16 protein-coding genes, 1 other RNA gene and 1 pseudogene are annotated in these 18,029 nt (G+C 34.8%); 5 read left to right on the top strand and 13 right to left on the bottom strand.

The genetic code is table 11. The annotated features are described in order from the left end of the window. Positions 1-4: 4 nt before the first annotated feature. The 8 genes from mraY to Bra60_RS01305 all read right to left on the bottom strand — a co-directional run bounded on the left by mraY (position 5) and on the right by Bra60_RS01305 (position 8,398). Positions 5-1,075: a phospho-N-acetylmuramoyl-pentapeptide-transferase gene (mraY, locus tag Bra60_RS01340; protein ID WP_078689028.1), complete on the bottom strand. Its 1,071-nt coding sequence runs from the start codon at positions 1,073-1,075 to the stop codon at positions 5-7. Positions 1,076-1,098: 23 nt separating this feature from the next. Further along, a complete protein-coding gene (locus Bra60_RS01335; protein WP_078688369.1) occupies positions 1,099-2,517 on the bottom strand; it encodes a UDP-N-acetylmuramoyl-tripeptide--D-alanyl-D-alanine ligase in 1,419 nt (472 codons plus the stop codon). Next, positions 2,514-3,968 (bottom strand): UDP-N-acetylmuramoyl-L-alanyl-D-glutamate--2,6-diaminopimelate ligase, encoded by a 1,455-nt coding sequence (locus Bra60_RS01330; protein WP_078688368.1) that lies wholly within the window; start codon positions 3,966-3,968, stop codon positions 2,514-2,516. The genes Bra60_RS01335 and Bra60_RS01330 overlap by 4 nt, the downstream gene beginning before the upstream one ends. Positions 3,969-3,985: 17 nt before the next feature. Next, the gene (locus Bra60_RS01325) at positions 3,986-5,737 is read right to left on the bottom strand and encodes a peptidoglycan D,D-transpeptidase FtsI family protein (protein WP_078698008.1); all 1,752 of its coding nucleotides are present in this window, start codon (positions 5,735-5,737) and stop codon (positions 3,986-3,988) included. Continuing rightward, positions 5,737-6,144, bottom strand: coding sequence for a cell division protein FtsL (gene ftsL, locus Bra60_RS01320; protein ID WP_078688367.1), 408 nt, complete (start codon positions 6,142-6,144; stop codon positions 5,737-5,739). Before ftsL ends, Bra60_RS01325 begins: the two co-directional genes overlap by 1 nt. Then, a complete protein-coding gene (gene rsmH / locus Bra60_RS01315; RefSeq protein WP_078689027.1) occupies positions 6,141-7,181 on the bottom strand; it encodes a 16S rRNA (cytosine(1402)-N(4))-methyltransferase RsmH in 1,041 nt (346 codons plus the stop codon). The genes ftsL and rsmH overlap by 4 nt, the downstream gene beginning before the upstream one ends. Before the next feature lie 213 nt (positions 7,182-7,394). Next, positions 7,395-7,783, bottom strand: an RNA gene (gene rnpB, locus Bra60_RS01310) — RNase P RNA component class A. A gap of 96 nt (positions 7,784-7,879) precedes the next feature. Further along, positions 7,880-8,398 carry a lytic transglycosylase domain-containing protein gene (locus Bra60_RS01305; RefSeq protein WP_078673626.1) on the bottom strand — a complete coding sequence of 173 codons (519 nt, stop codon included), beginning with the start codon at positions 8,396-8,398 and terminating at the stop codon, positions 7,880-7,882. A 560-nt stretch (positions 8,399-8,958) separates the two neighbouring features. On the opposite strand from Bra60_RS01305, the gene Bra60_RS01300 reads away from it, so the two are divergent. After that, positions 8,959-9,306, top strand: coding sequence for a hypothetical protein (locus tag Bra60_RS01300; protein WP_078688366.1), 348 nt, complete (start codon positions 8,959-8,961; stop codon positions 9,304-9,306). 1,203 nt (positions 9,307-10,509) lie between these two features. After that, complete coding sequence (locus Bra60_RS01290) at positions 10,510-10,866, top strand: DUF2293 domain-containing protein (RefSeq protein WP_078673624.1); 357 nt, start codon at positions 10,510-10,512, stop codon at positions 10,864-10,866. On the opposite strand, the gene ettA is transcribed toward Bra60_RS01290, so the two are convergent. Next, positions 10,856-12,505: an energy-dependent translational throttle protein EttA gene (gene ettA / locus Bra60_RS01285; RefSeq protein WP_078688365.1), complete on the bottom strand. Its 1,650-nt coding sequence runs from the start codon at positions 12,503-12,505 to the stop codon at positions 10,856-10,858. The genes Bra60_RS01290 and ettA overlap by 11 nt on opposite strands. A 142-nt stretch (positions 12,506-12,647) precedes the next feature. Between ettA and Bra60_RS01280 the strand changes: the two genes are divergently transcribed. Together Bra60_RS01280 and pncA are read left to right on the top strand one after the other, a co-directional pair. Beyond that, a complete protein-coding gene (locus Bra60_RS01280; protein ID WP_078688364.1) occupies positions 12,648-13,184 on the top strand; it encodes a hypothetical protein in 537 nt (178 codons plus the stop codon). 50 nt (positions 13,185-13,234) lie between these two features. Continuing rightward, positions 13,235-13,843: a bifunctional nicotinamidase/pyrazinamidase gene (pncA, locus tag Bra60_RS01275; protein WP_078688363.1), complete on the top strand. Its 609-nt coding sequence runs from the start codon at positions 13,235-13,237 to the stop codon at positions 13,841-13,843. Positions 13,844-13,909: 66 nt separating this feature from the next. Here pncA and Bra60_RS01270 read toward each other — a convergent pair. Further along, positions 13,910-14,943 (bottom strand): annotated as a pseudogene (locus tag Bra60_RS01270) (DUF475 domain-containing protein). A 359-nt stretch (positions 14,944-15,302) separates the two neighbouring features. Between Bra60_RS01270 and Bra60_RS01265 the strand changes: the two are divergent. Continuing rightward, a complete protein-coding gene (locus tag Bra60_RS01265) occupies positions 15,303-15,842 on the top strand; it encodes a helix-turn-helix domain-containing protein (protein WP_035006210.1) in 540 nt (179 codons plus the stop codon). Positions 15,843-16,455: 613 nt separating this feature from the next. Here Bra60_RS01265 and Bra60_RS01260 read toward each other — a convergent pair. From Bra60_RS01260 to Bra60_RS07105, 3 genes are all read right to left on the bottom strand, one after another. Beyond that, the gene (locus Bra60_RS01260) at positions 16,456-16,758 is read right to left on the bottom strand and encodes a hypothetical protein (protein WP_153300870.1); all 303 of its coding nucleotides are present in this window, start codon (positions 16,756-16,758) and stop codon (positions 16,456-16,458) included. A 722-nt stretch (positions 16,759-17,480) separates the two neighbouring features. Beyond that, complete coding sequence (locus Bra60_RS07110; protein WP_153300824.1) at positions 17,481-17,636, bottom strand: hypothetical protein; 156 nt, start codon at positions 17,634-17,636, stop codon at positions 17,481-17,483. A 148-nt stretch (positions 17,637-17,784) separates the two neighbouring features. Next, entirely contained in the window at positions 17,785-17,934 is a 150-nt protein-coding gene (locus tag Bra60_RS07105) for a hypothetical protein (protein WP_153300869.1), read from the bottom strand. Positions 17,935-18,029: the final 95 nt, after the last annotated feature.

Genomic DNA, 18,029 nt, shown 5'->3' with positions numbered 1-18,029 from the left:
GATTTCACCTCAATTTAAGTGTTGAAAGACCAATCAATGCTAAGACAATCGTAATAATCCAAAAACGTATCACAATCTGACTTTCTGTCCAACCTTTTTTCTCAAAATGATGGTGAATTGGCGCCATAAGAAACACACGCGTTTTCGTCAGTTTGAACCAACCTACTTGAATAATAACTGATATCGCTTCTAAAACAAAAAGTCCACCAATAATAGCTAAAACAATTTCGTGCTTCGTGGCAACAGCAATAACACCTAGCAACCCGCCAAGAGCCAAAGAACCAGTGTCTCCCATAAAAATAGCTGCTGGAGGTGCATTATACCATAAAAAGCCTAGTCCAGAACCAAAAACTGCTCCAAGTAAAACAGCTAACTCACCCGTGCCTGCCACATAATGAATTTGTAAATAATCAGCAAAATTCACATTCCCAGACAGATAAGCAATCAATGCAAAAGATAAAGAGACAACCATCACAGGAACAATAGCAAGCCCATCAAGACCGTCCGTTAAATTAACAGCATTACCAGTACCTACGATAACACAAGCAGTAAAAGGAATAAAAAACCAACCCAAATTAATAAAATAATCCTTTACAAAAGGCAAAGCTAATCCTGGTGAGCCAACTTTTAAAATAATAAAACACGCAATGACTGCGATTACAAATTCCAAACTTAATCGCGCTTTTCCAGAAAAACCTTTATGCGTTTGCTTTGTCACTTTAAGATAATCATCATAAAAACCAATTATCCCAAAAGAAAGCATAACAAATAACGAAACCCAAAAATAAATATTTAATAAATCACACCATAAAAATGCCGATACCATAATACCAATTAAAATCATTAATCCACCCATAGTAGGTGTTCCAGCTTTTTTAAAGTGAGTTTGAGGTCCATCAGTTCGAATTGGTTGTCCTTTCCCCTGCCGACTTTTGAGAAAAGCAATAATACTTGGACTAAACAAAAAAACAATCAAACCTGATGTCAAGATAGCTGCAACAGTTCGAAAAGTAATATACCGAAAAACATTAACACCTGGAATCCAATCATTCAGCAAGGAAAAAAATAGCATCATAGCGAAAAAACCTAATAAAATTATCAAGAAATGACTTTATAGCGGTTAAGAATTTCAGTCACAATATTTGATAAATAAATATGGTGTGATGATTTAATCATAACAAGATCCCCATTTGAAATTTCTGAAAAAACAAGCGGAACAATTTCCTCAATATTTTCAGCATGATAAACAGTAACATAAGCAGAAAGGTCACTGGCTAAAACGCCCATTTCTTTACCAACCAAAAAAACCAAATCAGCACCAGAAACACGAATAGGTTCCAACAAATCACGATGTAATTTTTCACTACGGTCTCCTAATTCAAGCATATCACCCAAAATAGCAATTCGTCTCCCACCTACACCTATTGGTCCTGTTGCAAGAAGATCAAGAGCAGTCCTCATAGAAACAGGATTAGCATTGTAACTTTCATCGATTAAATGAAACATACCACCATTTGATAAAGACAGCTTATAAAGAGCTCCACGGCCTTTTTGAAGAGAAAAACGACCCAAAGCGAGCGTAACATGTGCCAAATCAGCACAAACCGTATCACAAGCTGCAAGAACACTTAAACCATTTTGTACCATATGTTGACCAGGCGCACCAATTTTAATCATCATATCTTTCTGATCAAAATGTACAACCATACAAGAGCAATTCTCTAAAAGGTGAACCTCCTTCACTTGATAATCAGCAGAATTAGAACGGCCAAAACTTCGAATTTCTTTCACACCACATTGTTTTGCTTTTTTAAGCAAATAAGAAAAAAAATGATCATCTGCGTTTAAAAGAGCTATACCATTTTTGTCTAATCCTTCAAAAATTTCAGCCTTGGCATCTGCAACTTCTTCAAGATCTTTGAAAAATTCCATATGCCCAGCTGCAATACGAGTGATTAATACCACATGCGGACAAACCAACTTCACCAAGGGACGAATTTCATTTTTATGATTCATACCAATTTCAAAGATACCATAATCACTATCTATAGGCATTCGTGCCAAAGTCAGTGGAACACCCCAACAATTATTCAAAGAAGCAAGATTAGCATGAACCTTTCCAACAGTTTCAAGTGCTTGTTTAAGAGCTTCTTTTGTAGTTGTTTTTCCCACAGAGCCTGTAATAGCTATAATTCTAGCTTTTGAACGTTTACGTGCTGCTTGCGCGAGCTTTTCTAATGCCTGCAAAACATCGGGAACGACAATCAATGGAGCTGTTATTTTTTTCATTTCGTCTAAACGATTTTGTGCAACCACTAAAACTCCAGCACCTTGTGCATAGGCGTGCGCCGCAAAATCATGACCATCAAGATGGTGCCCTTTAATGCAGAAAAAAACATCACCTGCAACAAGAGTCCGACTATCAATAGAAACCCCAGAAAAAATTTCTGGTAAACATCCAACTGTAAAACCATCCATTGCAGAAATGAGTGCCTGTTTATCCCATAAAGCTATCACTTATTCCGCTCCTTTAAAGCAGCAATCACTTTCAAACGATCTGAAAAAGGATATATCTCTTGGCCTATAATTTGTCCATTTTCATGACCTTTACCTGCAACAATTAATGTATCTCCAGCTTTCAGCAATCCCACCGCATACTCAATTGCTTGACCACGATCCTCTATTTCTATTGCTTCCGGCACTGCTTGTAAAATATCTTTTCGAATTTTCTCCGGTGCTTCCGTGCGAGGATTATCATCGGTTACAATCACAATATCAGCTTTATTTCCTGCAATTTTTCCCATCAAAGCTCTCTTTCCTTGATCACGATCACCACCACAACCAAAAACAAGAATTAAACATCCCTGTGTAAAAGGACGAACAGAAAGTAACACCTGCTCTAAAGCTTCTGGCTTGTGCGCATAATCGACATAAACAGGTGCACCATCTTCTGTGTTTCCAACTAATTCTAATCGGCCAGGTGCCCCTTGCAATTTTTCAAGAGAACGAAAAACCATATCTGGAGGTGCATTTGTCGCAATCGCTAAACCTGCAGCCATAAGTGCATTAGTTACTTGAAAATCACCAGCAAGTGGCAAATCAAATGTATAAATATTATTTCCCATCCGACATTCAACACGTTGTTTTAATCGTTGATGTTCAACACGATTAAGCGTGATGAATTTTCCTGTGCGACCAATTGTCAGAACTTGCCGGTGAGCTTGTCTAACAGTATCGATAACCTTTTGTGAGTAAACATCATCTGCAAAGATAAGAGCAGGTGCATCTTGCGGTAAAAGCGTATGAAATAGTCTCATCTTAGCATGGAAATAATGCTCTATGGACTTGTGATAATCCATATGATCACGCCCTAAATTGGTAAAAGCAGCTGCCGCTAAATGCACTCCATCAATCCGACATTGATCAAGCCCATGTGAAGAAGCTTCAAAGGCTGCATGTGTAACACCTTCATCATTAGCAATTTCACATAATAAACGCTGTAACATTACTGGATCAGGTGTGGTTAGAGAACCAATATCATGACGTTTAGGTGATACAACGCCTACTGTTCCTATACTAGCAGCACAAAAACCAATATATTCCCAAATTTGCCGAACAAAAGACACAACCGATGTCTTACCGCTTGTACCTGTAACAGCAACCACTGTTTCAGGTTGAGAATTATAAAAACGGGCAGCTGCTATAGCTAATTTATGACGTGCATCCAACACATGAATAACGGGAATAGATAAGTTCTCGAAAACAAAATTATTATCTGTAATAATGACCCGTGCACCACGCTGTATGGCATCATTTACATACTTTTTGCCGTCGCTTTGATTTCCCTTAAGGGCCACAAAAACATAACCCGGTAATACTTGACGAGAATCAGCACTTATCCCTGTAATTTCGATTGAGGCAAGACAATCATCTTTAATACACTCTATAAATAATTCTCCAAGCAACACGGCTATTTACCTTTATATTAGTTTTTCATTGTTGTTTTCGGTAATCTCAAATTGCTTTTTGTTCTTACAATTGGTTGATACTCTTTTTTAAAATCCGGTTCTATTCCAAGAAAAATAGCTGAACGTCGAATGATGTTGGCAAGCATTGGAGCTGCATTCATTGCTGCTGTTGCTGAATGTTTTCCATCTTCTGGCTTAGGCTCATCAATAATTGTTAAGACAATATAAGAAGGATTATCTATAGGAAAAGCAGCCAAAAAGCTATTAAAGTTCTTTACTTTAGAATACTTTCCATTTTCAACTTTTTCAGATGTTCCTGTCTTACCACCAATACGATAACCTACTACCTTTGCATTACGCCCCGAACCAATATCACTATTTAACTTATAAAGATAACGCATATCTTGGCTTGTTTGAGGATGAAGAACCTGCTTAGCATATTTCAAAGCCTCTTTTTTAGAGCGTTTTAAAAATGTAGGATCAATTAACAAACCACTATTCATTAAAGCAGCAGCAGCCACTGCTGTTTGCAATGGCGTTGTTGCCATACCATGTCCAAAAGAAATCGTCATAGAATTGATATCCTTCCAATAATGGGGATAAATCGGTTGGGCCACTTCAGGCAATTCCGTTGATATACGCTCAAGTAAACCAAGTCGTTTTAAAAAATTACGATGTCCATCTACTCCTATTGCCAATGCCTCTCTGGCAGAACCAATATTAGAAGAATAAATAAAAACTTCCCACAATTTTAAAAGGCGATTTTTCCCATGAAAATCACGAATAAAATGATTACGACTTGCTTGAATTGGTTGGGAAGCATCAATAATACTGTTTAAATCAAAAAGCCCTGAATCAAGCGCCATTGCTGTGGTGAAACTTTTAATAATTGACCCCATTTCAAAAGTTCCAGCGGTCATGCGATTAAAGCGGTCACTTTTAAGAGCATCAACAGGATTTGCAGGAGAAAAATCTGGCACTGATGCCAATGCTAAAACTTCACCTGTATAAATGTTTAAAATAATAGCACCCGCAGCAATTGCTCGATAACGTTTCATGGCTTCCATCAATTCATCATGTACAATTGCCTGAACACGTATATCAATAGAAAGTTGCACTGGCTTCAATGATTCCTCTGTAGCAAGACCGGTAGCACGAAGAACACTCAATCCATTATCATCAATATATTTTTCCATGCCAGCTAAGCCTTGATTATCAACATTGACCATACCAAGAATATGTGAAGCTATAGATCCTCCTGGATAAAAACGACGTATTTCAGTACGAAAACCAATACCTGGAATGCCAAGTTCCATAATCTGTGCCTTTTGCGTTGGAGTTAATCCACGTTGGATCCAAGAAAAACCAGAATTTCTTTTTAAACGTTTATGGACTTCCTGCCAATTCAGTTTTGGCAAAACTGTTGAGATTAATTCGATCGTCTCATCTACATCAATAATACGACGTGGTTCAGCAAAAAGCGAATAAGTTGTAATATCTTTTGCTAATAAACGCCCATTGCGATCAACAATATCAGGTCGAGAAGCTAATTGCACTATCAACGGCCCTTTTCCCCCTTCAATTTGACCACCTTTAATCCCATAAAAAATAAGGCATTTCCCTATAAGCCCATAAAGAAAAAGAAAACACAATAAAGCAAAAATCAAACGTGGACGATTAGAATACGGCTGATACATAGAAGAAGGTAAAGATTTTAACTGATTATTTGAATAATTGTTCTTTTGTGAAAATAAGAACGACAATTGCATCACCGCCCACCTTTTTGAACAAAACTGTTTCTATGAACACTACGATTCTCAGCTAAAAAAGCTTTATCATCGTCTTCAAAGGTATTCTGCTTGATCAATTCTTCAATTTTATCTTGCAAACGCATTGGAATATCTTTTAACTTTACAACTTGACGTGGCCGTATTAACTCTAAACTCAGTTCTTTTTTGTAACGTTCTGCAAGTTTTCTCATGCGTGAAGGATCAATCATTACAGCCCATTCAGTATGAAGCAAATTAACCATATTTTTTTCTTCTGCAATTTCCCGCTCAATACGTTTCACTTCACCAATCTGTTTTTGGACCCCATATTTAACCTTGTAAGTAAGGCCCGCTATACAAATCATGACCACTACTAAAATCATATCGAATGTGCGAAAAATTATCATTTCTTACTGCCTTCAAAACGAACAATTTCTGCCAAACCAAATAATTTCATATCTGCTGCAATAGCAACTTCTTGAGTCCGTACCCCCATACGCAACCTCGCAGAACGTGCACGAGGATTTTGCTGTAACTCTTCTTGAGTTGGGGTTTTCACACCTTTAAACAAAGGAATAAAGGTTGCTGGAGCTGATTTTATTTCAGGAAGATAACGTGATCCTTTTTTATGACCAGAACGAGCAGAGAAAAATTTTTTTACCATGCGATCTTCAAGAGAATGAAAGCTAACGACTGCCAATCGTCCTCCTGCTTTTAAAACACGCTCAGCAGCAAATAAACCACATGCAAGCTCGGCAAGCTCATTATTAACATAAATGCGTAATGCTTGAAATACACGCGTTGCAGGATGAATATGATCGCCTGGTTTTCTTCCTATTAAAGATTCAACAGCATGAGCAAGATCAATTGTACGCAAAAAAGGGCGAATACAACGACGTTTCTCAATCATCCGAGCAATTCGAACTGCGTAACGCTCTTCCCCAAATGTTTTAAACAGTTGCGCCAAATCATCCGCCTTTAAATAATTAACAACATCAGCTGCTGTAAAACCAATCTGCCCCATTCGCATATCTAATGGACCGTCTTTTTGAAAAGAAAAACCACGTTCAGGTTCATCAAGTTGCATGGAAGAAACACCAATATCAAGAATAACGGCGTCGACTTTCTCTTCTACTATATGATCCAACTGTGAAAACTCTGCTTGAATTAAACGGAGACGTGGAAAAAATTGATTAACAAGTGCTTGTCCCTCACGAATTGCATGAGGATCACGATCAAGAGCGATAACTTCTGCACCCGCATTCAATAGGGCGCATGAATAACCACCAGCACCAAAAGTGCCATCAATCACTTTTGATCCAGCTAATGGTGCAAGCTCAGCTAATACTGACTGCAACAATACTGGAATATGGCGTTCGACTCCACTATCCTGCCTTCTCAAAATACCCCATCTTGATCTATGTTTTACAAAATCATTAACCATCGACGGCATATGAGATTATCATATGCCAAAACTTTAACTCTCATTTTTACTACAAAGAGCAAGTCAAGTTAAAGCTGAATCACTATATACATTGGCTTATTAATACTTAAAGAAATGTTATAATTTTTTAAAAAAATGCTTTATTTTTGAGCGTAAAAACTCTCAAAATATGCACTTTTATCAAAATATATGTAAATTTTTTATTATATATCAAATATCAGTCGGCCTATAAGCCGGGTTCTGTTAGTAAAGTTATGCTTTACATGGCAACCATTCATCTAGGACGAATGTTACCATCCGCCTCATGCAACCTACCCAAATGACTCGCCTGGAAACTGGCTGCAAGTCAAGCCTTGCGCATCATTTCTATTCGGTCTTGCTCCCGATGGGGTTTACCTTGCCACACTCATTACTGAGTGTGCGGTGGGCTCTTACCCCACCCTTTCACCCTTACCTATAAAAATAGGCGGTTTGCTTTCTGTGGCACTTTCCCTAGGGTCACCCCCGCCGGGTGTTACCCGGCATCGTTTTTCCATGGAGCCCGGACTTTCCTCACCTATTACTTTTTAATATTTAATAGGCGCGGCTGCCCAGCCGACTGATTTTTTATTTATACAATATTTTTCACCAAGTGAAAATAGCAACAAAAGGATATTTTATAAGCCTTATCAAAATAATTAGACTACTTACAAAGCATATTACTGCTTTAATGAAGCTAAATATGTTTTAACTTTTGAACAATATCTCGCTGAAATAGAATTCATTTTTTTTGCAGAATGACCTGCATTATATTTAAGAACTGTACGACACGTATCTCCCCTACTAAGTTTATGCGCCCGCGCTAAATAACGCATACCATATTCAAGATTAATTGCAGGCTCATAAAGATCTTTTACAGAACCGTTAAAACCCAACCATCGTGCAGTAGACGGTTTAATTTGCATCAATCCTATTTCACCAGAAGAACCTTTTGTATGAGCATTATAGTTGCTCTCAACACTGATAACAGCATGCACCAAATTTATAGGAACTTTGTGTTTAATTGCAATTTTTTTGATAAGATCTTCATAAGGACGAACAGAAGCCTTAGAATTAGAAGAAGAGAACTCTAAGTTCTTACTTGAATCTACAATACTAATTACTGCAAAAGCTATTTTAATATTTAACACAAAAAATACAGCAAATGCTGTACTAAAAAAGATTTTTAAAAATTGCATTCTTTCTCTCTTCACTAATACATTCGTAACCTGAACCATAATGATTTTAAAAATGTATTTTATTGAATAAAAAAAGCCAAAAAACGTCATAAAAATGAAAATATTAAGATAATTTCAAGACATCTCTAATAGTTAGAGAAGGATTTTTTAAAATTTTGATTATATTTTTCATTTTATACAGTAAAAAATATAACACATTTATCATTGATATCTTATGATAATAAATTTAAATTAGAAAAATAGCACCGAGACAATTCGATTACTTACAACACAAGCTTATCAAGGTTTTATTAGTAATAATTTCATCACTCTATTGTGATCAGATCAACTGAAATCTTCCATTCATCGCATATAATGGCTAAAAACCAGTGCTCAAAAAATTACTTATTGTAATCAATATTTTTAAATACACATTCATATAAAAATATAATTGAATTTTATCTTAAAAGAACAATATATGTCTTTTATATATTATTTCCAAAATAGCAGATATGAAATTATAATTTAAAAATTATGTGATTTAGATGTAATCTTATACGTTATAATTTTAGGATTTAGAAATGATCAAATTCCGCTGGCGTAACATTATTCTGATTTTGCTATTTATCTTGATAGCTGGTTTACTAGCTTATCGCTTTGTATTTAATAGAATAATTGTTTCTCACCAGATGAATAAAACAAAGAATATGCAGTTAGAAGAAGCAATATCTTTCCCGAATGTTACAATGCACCTTTTCAAAATGAATGATCAACAAAAACAAGGAATTGTTTATCAAGCGCGTAAAGATGCTATTTCTTCTGCTCTTGCAAGCGGACAAAATAATGAACAAGCTCAAAAATTTGCTGAAATCGTTATCAGAACTGTATCAGAAGAAATTTTACATCCTTCTACTGTAAACTCTTATTAATTATTTTCTGCATAATTTTAAGACAATTATATGTTTACCAATGATTTTAAGTCTATTTTTCCATATTCTTCACTAATTCTAAAAACCATAGAGACACACTAAACTCAAAATTTTAATTCTTATATTAAGAAAGTACAATCAAGATATAACATGTACTCAAAACTTATCTTTTATAACGCTCTCTTTTTCTTTCTAAAAAACGAAGTTGATTAATCACCTTTTTGCTCTGTTTACCGTTCAAGATTTTCTGCACAGATTGAATACTATGTTCTATATAATCCATATATTAAGAGAAACAAAATCTATCCACTATAAAATATCGAAGTCTCATATCATTAAACCTCTTCTATTTTTTCGTGAAATTAAAAACCAACCTTATAAATTTTGATACGAACCTATGCTTGTTGTACTTAATTAACGTGGTTGTCCTGTTATACTCAACAAAATTCTTAGATAGCCTATTTCTTTTTTCAAGAATAAAGTTATAGAACTCATATAATAAAAAACCCGACTGAAAGATTCTTCCAGCCGGGTTAGACAATCTGAGGGATCCACGCGGGGGGGGGGAGAGGTTCCCTGATTGTCTGCTCGCATCACTCATTAAAGTAAATGACACAGTTTTTTTATATAAAATATTTTAAACGACAAGAAATTCTTATGATTGTTTATAAAAAACATAAAAAAAATTGCAATTTGAGTATAAAAATGGAAAAATTAAGGCAAAAAATATTCAAAAATGATCCAATTTGGAGCAAATCCATTCAAAAATCTGTCATCAGACTCTTTCTAATCATCTTAACTTTTATAAAAACTTCACTAAATATTAAAATTTCACCAAATTTTTTTACAATTTAAAATTGTTATGAACAACTGTCTAAACCAGTAATAAGCTGTAATAAACTACTGATAAATACACATGCTTCTTTTCTCTTCCATAGGATGATAAAATGGCAAATACCTAATATGAAATTGCGACATAACCTAGCTATTAGAGCAAACATCACATAAGTTTAACGATAAACACGCTAAAAAAATTATCTTTATTTCTATAAAAATATATTTGACTATATACTTTATATTCCTAAGCGCCAAATTACTGATACTAAAATCTATAAATAAAATGTGTTAATCAACACACTAGCCATTAAATGATCAATTAAAGTACCATTTTTGTGTTATCAAATAAAATGAAAATAAACTCCTATGACAATACGCAGAAAACAGAAAATTTCTAAAGAACTAATAACTCTTATCCCACAAGTTCCATACCTTGATAGCCAATGTATTTATACTGCTGCTACACGAACCTCTATGAAATATCTTCCTCCTTCCATTGCAGTTTGGCTCGCAACAATTGCTCATATACGACATCAACATACAGAGTATGATAATTTACTTTGTGAAGGTTATGATCGAGATTCAGCGCTCTTTTTTGTCTTTGATGCAATTAACAAAACACTCATTGAATGGGGCGCAAATCGCCTTTTAAAACGTGAAGAAAGCACGAACGATATCAATATCACCTCAGTACCACTTAAAACAAATAGTTTTAACGTGTAAGAGGTTTGTAATTGGCACGCCTAGAATTAATAGAATCTGGCCCAAGACGGCTAACCTTATCTGCTTCATATTCAGAAAAATTACCTTCAAACCATTCCACATGGCCATTTCCTTCAAAAGCCAAAATATGTGTTGCTAATCGATCTAAAAACATACGATCATGCGATATAATAACCGCACAACCAGCGAAACTCTCCAATGCATCTTCTAACGCACCCAATGTTTCTGTATCAAGATCATTTGTTGGCTCATCAAGAAGAAGAACATTTCCTCCTTCTTTCAAAAGTTTAGCCAAATGCACACGATTGCGCTGTCCTCCTGACAGCTGCGCTACTTTCTGCTGTTGATCTGTACCTTTAAAGTTAAAAGCACCACAATAAGCACGACTATTCACTTCATGTTTACCTAACTTAATGATTTCATTTCCGCCGGAAATTTCTTCCCAAACAGTCTTATCACCTGCCAATGCATCACGGCTTTGGTCAACATAACTCACTTGAACTGTTTCTCCAATACGGATCTGTCCTGAATCTAATTTCTCTTGCCCAGTCAACATCTTAAATAAGGTCGATTTTCCCATACCATTAGGACCAATAACTCCAACAATACCGCCTGCAGGCAACTTGAAAGAAAGAGAATCAATTAATACACGATTACCATATGCTTTTGACAAATTATCAACTTCAATAACAACCTGTCCCAATCTTTCGCTAATAGGAATAATAATCTGCGCCTCCCCAGGATGACGCTCATGCGCTGCCTGAACCAATGTATCATAAGCCTTAATACGGGCTTTCGATTTTGCTTGACGAGCCCTTGGACTAGAGGCTATCCACTCTTTCTCGCGTGACAATACACGCTGGCGAGCAACTTCCTCGCGACTTTCTTGTGCTATACGTTTAGCTTTAGCATCCAAATAAGCAGAATAATTACCCTCATAAGGGATTCCTTTACCGCGATCTAATTCTAAAATCCAACCTGTTACATTGTCAAGAAAGTAACGATCATGGGTAATTAAAAGCACTGCACCTGGATATTCACGTAAATGCCTTTCAAGCCAAGCTGTTGTTTCAGCATCTAAATGATTTGTCGGTTCATCCAAAAGCAATAAGTCAGGTTTTGATAAAAGCAATTTACAAAGGGCAACACGCCGTTTTTCACCTCCTGAAAGTTTTGTCACATCCTCATTCCCTGATGGACAACCAAGAGCAGCCATAGCCATTTCTACTTGGCTTTCTAAATCCCAAAGATTCTGACTATCAATAATATCCTGAAGTCGAGCACCTTCATCAGCTGTTTCATCACTATAATTCATCATCAGTTCATTGTAACGATCTACAATTGCTTGCTTATCAGCAAGCCCTTCCATCACATTTCCACGCACATCTTTATGTGTATTAAGAACAGGTTCTTGCGGAAGATAGCCACAACGTGCTCCTTCAGCAAGCCATGCTTCTCCTGTATATTCTTTATCTAATCCAGCCATAATACGTAAAATGGTTGATTTACCTGCACCATTTGGACCTAAAATACCAATTTTTGCATCTGGATAAAAAGACAGATGGATATTCTCCAAAATTTTCTTATTGCCATAAGCCTTATTAAGCCCAGCCATATGATAGATAAATTGACGTGCCATAAATTTCTCTTTATTATTGCAACTTGCGTTATGAAGCTTTTCTTAAATTTTGTAACGCATAATATTTAATTATTGCTCTAATAGCTCCTTGTTCTATATTGGTATATTTTTTCTGATCTCACAAGCCCTACTGCGACTTTAAATGCAAAAAAACATTCCTTTGAAAAGAAAAAAGCAAATACTCTTAGCTCTGCCTGAGACGTGTTATCAAAAATCATCTCTTTTTGCTATACCAGATTTGAAATTATGTTCTTACCGTATCAAACCAATCTATCAATGCCATACAGAACTACAAGATAAGCCTATCCTTTATGCCCCTTCTTTCCTTATCCTATGGGCTATACAATATGCTATAAAAAATCCCTATCTCTTTTCTTCGCTCTTGTGTCATAAACCAAAATGGGATTCATTCTTTCCTTTAATGTGGTACAAACTGCGTTTAAAAAACGAATGCTATCTCCTAGGATCTGACGTCCAAAGTCCTATGATTAACAAAGCTCTGCGCAAACATATGGCAGTTACTGACTACCATTCTCTATCTATTGGCAAATGGTTACAATTGATAAAAAATTATCACAATTACCGTAAAGATTTATCTATTCCTTTTTTTTGGTTTGATGATAATAAAATGAGTACTGACATTCATCATATCATTTCAAAACTTCATGATGAAACATAATCTTTTAAAACACAAAGCGTCTACCAGCTCACTGGAACTGGAATAAGTTCATGAAAAAACAAACCTTAATCGTTATTGATGTTCAAAATGATTTCTTACCAGGCGGAGCACTTGCAATACCACAAGGCGATGCCATTATCCCTGCTGTCAATAACCTTATAGCTCGTTTTGATCATATTATTTTCACCCAAGATTGGCACCCCAAAAACCACTGTAGCTTTGCGTCTTTTCATCCAGAGAAAACTCCTTATGATACTGTTAATCTTGACTATGGCCCTCAAATACTTTGGCCTGATCATTGTATACAAGGAACACAAGGAGCGGAATTTCATCCATCTCTCAAAGTTGAAAAAGCGCAACTTATCCTTCGGAAAGGCTATAATAAAGAAATTGATAGTTATTCCGCCTTCTTTGAAAATGACCAGAAAACACCAACAGGATTACACGGTTATCTTAAAGAACATGATTTTACAACTTTAGTTATGTGCGGTTTAGCAACTGACTTCTGTGTTGGATTCTCTGCACTACATGCTGTAAAATGCGGTTTTAAAGTCAAGGTTTTGTTAAACGCTTGTGCTGGTATTGATCTAAATGGATCACTCGATACGATGCTCAAAGCTATGAATGAAGTTGGTGTAGAATTATTGATGGTCTCTTAATCTCCCTCCAACTACTATGATAGCAATAAAAAGTCTTCATATTCTTATTATTGCAATGTAATTTATTCATCTGAGATTATTAGATTTAAAACGAAGAGAAGAATAAAATGCTATTCCAATAATACATATGCCAATGAACCCTGTTAATGCTTCAGGAATAGATATAATAATTTGCATATACATAATCACAGCCAAGACTAAAATTGCATAAAAAGCACCATGCTCTAGATAACGATAATGCAATAATGTTCCTGTTTCAAACAACATAATCGTTATAGCTCTTACGTAAAATGCACCAATACCAAGACCAATAGCAATGATAAAAAGATTATGAGAAAAGGCAAAAGCGCCTACAACACCATCAAAAGAAAAACTAGCATCTAAAACTTCTAAATACAGAAACAAACCTGCTCCTCCTTTAGAAACTGTAATCAAAGTATTTTTTTGAGAATCCAAAAGTGAACAAGTTGCTTCGACAATCAAAAATGTCAAAAGCCCATAAAGCATTGCTAATAAAACAGTTAACTTATTTTCTGCTACAATCTGACCTGAAAAAATAACATGAGAATCAGAATAATTATAATATCAATCCTCACGAATGAATTCAGCCTTTGAGCTGGCTTTTCTATAAAAGTCAGCCAATGTACTTTTTTTTCTGGATCAAAAAAATATTTTAAGCCAACCATCATAAGGAAGGTTCCACCAAAAGCTGCAATACTGTCATGAGCATCCGTTAAAATTGCAGCATATTGATGAGGCTCCCATATTGCCAATTGAACTGCAGCAATTGGATTAATCCAAGCAGCAACAGCAACCACCAACAATGGAAAAATAATTCGCATACCAAACACCGCGATCAAAATGCCCCATGTCAAAAAACGATGACGCCATAATTGATTCATTTTTCCAAGAAAACGTGCATTGATAATAGAATTATCAAAAGATAAAGAAATTTCTAAAATTCCTAAAACACAGCAAATAAAAAAATATCTAAAACAGCCAACAATGGCCCCTGTTTCCAGCCAACCAATAAGCCCTCCTCCCAAAATACCGATAATTGTGAAGAAAAAAGCCCATCTAAAATAACCTAACAGGGCCATGATTGTTCCTCAAAGTCCATCTCTTCAACCTACATTTGTATAATCGAAGTACCGTATCGTAAGACACAATATAAAATGCATAATACACACAGAAGGAATTATATGGAATCTCTTTGAGAAAAAACAAGAGAAAATTTGACAAATTTATTTTTTTCAAGATAAGAAAGATAAATAATTATAAAATACTAATAAAAATTTATAGTTTTTTTTAATTTTCACTAAAAAGTTAAAAAAATAAGAAAACTAAAATTATAAATGTTGACTACAAATGTTATTATAAAGTAATGGTATAATGGTACATTGTGTGCCTTTATGGACAAAAGCCCACACCGTAATGATTTATTTGAGGGAGATAATTCATGGCGCGTCCTGAAACAGAAGCGAAAACTATATTTGGAAAACGTCTACGTCATATACGTATTGCCTTAGGTGATCCACCGCGTGAAACGTTAGCCAAACAATTTAATATGACAAAAAACTCTATTGCTTTTTATGAGCGTGGAGAAAGAGAGCCTAATCTCAGTGTATTACAAACATATCGTATGTTGTATGGGGTCAATATCAATTGGCTTTTAACTGGGCAAGGTAAAATGTTCGATACTGAATACACTAAAGGGGAATTTGACTGGGACTATTTCATTAAAAAAATCGAAGGGCTTGAAGATATTCTCACAAATAGTGTAAATAGCGATGAGCCAAATCAAGAAAAAATCGAAAGCTCTTATGAGAAATTACAGCAATACTTATTATCACAAGGTGTTCCTAACGGTCTTAATCCTAAAGCAGCAACTTCCCTCGTTAATATGAAAGCAAAGCTAGCTAACTCTTACGCTCTTAGTTTATTCATCGATTTACTCATTCGTAGTATAGCACATAAAGAAACACTTTCTAATCAATAGCTTTTATATTTTAAATATACATGATTGCCTTATTATCAGGTAATAAGGACGCTTTTGGTCTTTATTACCTGGTAAAATTAGCTTTTTTATGGCATCTCACCATTATGTATGGAAAAGTAATTAAGCGTTATCTGCATCTGTTGGTAATAATTTAAAAAAATTACATATTACAAATCATTTCCAAAAATTTTGTTTAAAATCACAGAAGTTTAAAAAACATATTGATTTTCTATCATATTCGTCTCTCTTTTGAGATCGGAGATATATTGAAAGTTTTTTCAAGTAACTATTGTGAAAAATCAATATGTTTTTAGGTATTTCAGGATGTTCATAATCAATGGTACTGTACTGGCATTCAATCTCAAAAGGCCAGAAAAATTTGTTTTTTCTAGTCGAAACTATTCAACAAAAAAGACACCTTAATGGAAATTGAATAAATTAAAAAAGTTACACGCAATACTTCTATTAAAGAATTGCGACCTTAATATTTATGAACGCAGCAATAAAAAATTTTTATCTTATGTATTGAATTTGTACTACGCTCTGACTTTGAAGAAGAGCATTAATTTCTTCCCACGATAGAGCGGAATCAGATGCTCCTTTTTTGCAGTTGCTAAAGAACCACATGCAGCTGCCAAACGAATTCTTTCTGCAAAAGCATGTTTTTTATTAAACCAGTAACTAAACCAACATTAAAGCTATTGTCAGCTGCAACAGTATCAATTCTCTTTAGCTTAAAAGAAAGAACAACAACGGCTTTACTCTTTGTGAAAAAGAGACTCCTTCGTTCCCCATGTTTATAACAAATATTTCTAATCCACGCTCTAAAAATACTTTTTACCACTAAATGAGCTGTTTTTATATCCGCTGGATAAATATCTGTTAATTTCTTGGTTTTTGTTTCATCAAGTGTCATAACACGAGCCAAATGATAAAATTCTTGAGGAAATCATTTACAGATACTGAATCTCTACTAAGTGTCATACTCAACTCTAGCTGCAGCCAATATTAAATCCATTGAACTTTCTAGCTGCATCATCAAAATCTTAGAACAACAAATTACTTTTCTTGTCTACTCGATATCTTCTAACTTAACACCCATATTAGATATCCCCTGCAATAATAATTGTATTTCCTCCACTTCGGATTAACATGCAATTTGAAAATCTGCAGCTCAAATCAACAGAAGATTTTCAAAGTACTAACAAGCAAACATTCTTAAAGCATCATTCCCACTCTAACTAGCAAGCCCGATAGACAGACCTCTTCTACTCATCGCAACGGTTTTAATTAGCTTCCTTCCCTCCTACTTCCATAAAAAAAATTTTTAAACGAAGTATCTCGTCTTTTAAGAGATAATCAAAAACCTAGCATATAATATCAATGTCAACATTGCTAAAAACAGCGATAAAAAGTGTAGACATATATAATTTTTTGCCTTATTTTTCTAGAAAGCTCTCTATGAGAAACATACAACTTTATTTACTGTCCTTTTCTTTATTCTTTATCACTAATTTTAATGAAATAGAAATTAATTTTCCACTGCTTTACCTGTAATGAGTTTATATACTATTTTCCACACCTAATGTCCAAAATTTCACTTAATTTCTAAAAAATCGTTGCATAAAGCATACTAATTTACGAAGCTACCTCCTCATCTGTGCCCTCAAAACCAATCACTATAATGTGACGTCCACGCCTATATAGAAAGCACTCCTCTCTCAAAGCCATCTCTTCATTCTGTGCAAAAATAGTATAAACATCCTTATACATTTGTAAAAAATTTTCAGTCATATTAATCCCTTGGATACGATCAAAATTTGCTGATTACTTTGCAGTTATATTCAATTCTAAAGAAGCTCCTGCTTCATTAAAACCCTGTCCTCGTTCACGTGCGACGAACGCTCAAGAAATTCTAGTTCGATAACTTTCTCTTTTCCACCTAAATTTCAAACAAAACCCCAGCAGCTATTTTACCACCTTCAACATTATTAAAAGCAATATGCGTTTCAACTTTAGCCCCATTCATAGAATGATCAAAAGTAATAACAAGAATTTCAAAATGATTAACTACTGAAATTAAACTACGCATAAAATCAAAATATCTGTGAATTTGGCTAAACAACTTAACTAAACTCACAAATAACTGTTTAATTGTTCAAAATAAAAACAAGACTAATCTTTAAA

The sequence above is a fragment of the Bartonella sp. Raccoon60 genome, from assembly GCF_002022585.1.
GTDB lineage: Bacteria > Pseudomonadota > Alphaproteobacteria > Rhizobiales > Rhizobiaceae > Bartonella > Bartonella rochalimae.
This window is presented reverse-complemented; position numbering and strand designations above follow the sequence as displayed.

What these genes read in the sequence shown, in the direction of transcription:
- Bra60_RS01280 (WP_078688364.1), top strand. Translation starts at nt 12,648, where the DNA reads ATGCAAAAAAACATTCCTTTGAAAAGAAAAAAGCAAATACTCTTAGCT.
- Bra60_RS07105 (WP_153300869.1), bottom strand. Translation starts at nt 17,934, where the DNA reads ATGCGTAGTTTAATTTCAGTAGTTAATCATTTTGAAATTCTTGTTATT.
- rsmH (WP_078689027.1), bottom strand. Translation starts at nt 7,181, where the DNA reads ATGGTTAATGATTTTGTAAAACATAGATCAAGATGGGGTATTTTGAGA.
- mraY (WP_078689028.1), bottom strand. Translation starts at nt 1,075, where the DNA reads ATGATGCTATTTTTTTCCTTGCTGAATGATTGGATTCCAGGTGTTAAT.
- Bra60_RS01290 (WP_078673624.1), top strand. Translation starts at nt 10,510, where the DNA reads ATGACAATACGCAGAAAACAGAAAATTTCTAAAGAACTAATAACTCTT.
- ettA (WP_078688365.1), bottom strand. Translation starts at nt 12,505, where the DNA reads ATGGCACGTCAATTTATCTATCATATGGCTGGGCTTAATAAGGCTTAT.
- pncA (WP_078688363.1), top strand. Translation starts at nt 13,235, where the DNA reads ATGAAAAAACAAACCTTAATCGTTATTGATGTTCAAAATGATTTCTTA.
- Bra60_RS01325 (WP_078698008.1), bottom strand. Translation starts at nt 5,737, where the DNA reads ATGCAATTGTCGTTCTTATTTTCACAAAAGAACAATTATTCAAATAAT.
- Bra60_RS01305 (WP_078673626.1), bottom strand. Translation starts at nt 8,398, where the DNA reads ATGCAATTTTTAAAAATCTTTTTTAGTACAGCATTTGCTGTATTTTTT.
- Bra60_RS01260 (WP_153300870.1), bottom strand. Translation starts at nt 16,758, where the DNA reads ATGACACTTGATGAAACAAAAACCAAGAAATTAACAGATATTTATCCA.
- Bra60_RS01300 (WP_078688366.1), top strand. Translation starts at nt 8,959, where the DNA reads ATGATCAAATTCCGCTGGCGTAACATTATTCTGATTTTGCTATTTATC.
- ftsL (WP_078688367.1), bottom strand. Translation starts at nt 6,144, where the DNA reads ATGATAATTTTTCGCACATTCGATATGATTTTAGTAGTGGTCATGATT.
- Bra60_RS07110 (WP_153300824.1), bottom strand. Translation starts at nt 17,636, where the DNA reads ATGACTGAAAATTTTTTACAAATGTATAAGGATGTTTATACTATTTTT.
- Bra60_RS01265 (WP_035006210.1), top strand. Translation starts at nt 15,303, where the DNA reads ATGGCGCGTCCTGAAACAGAAGCGAAAACTATATTTGGAAAACGTCTA.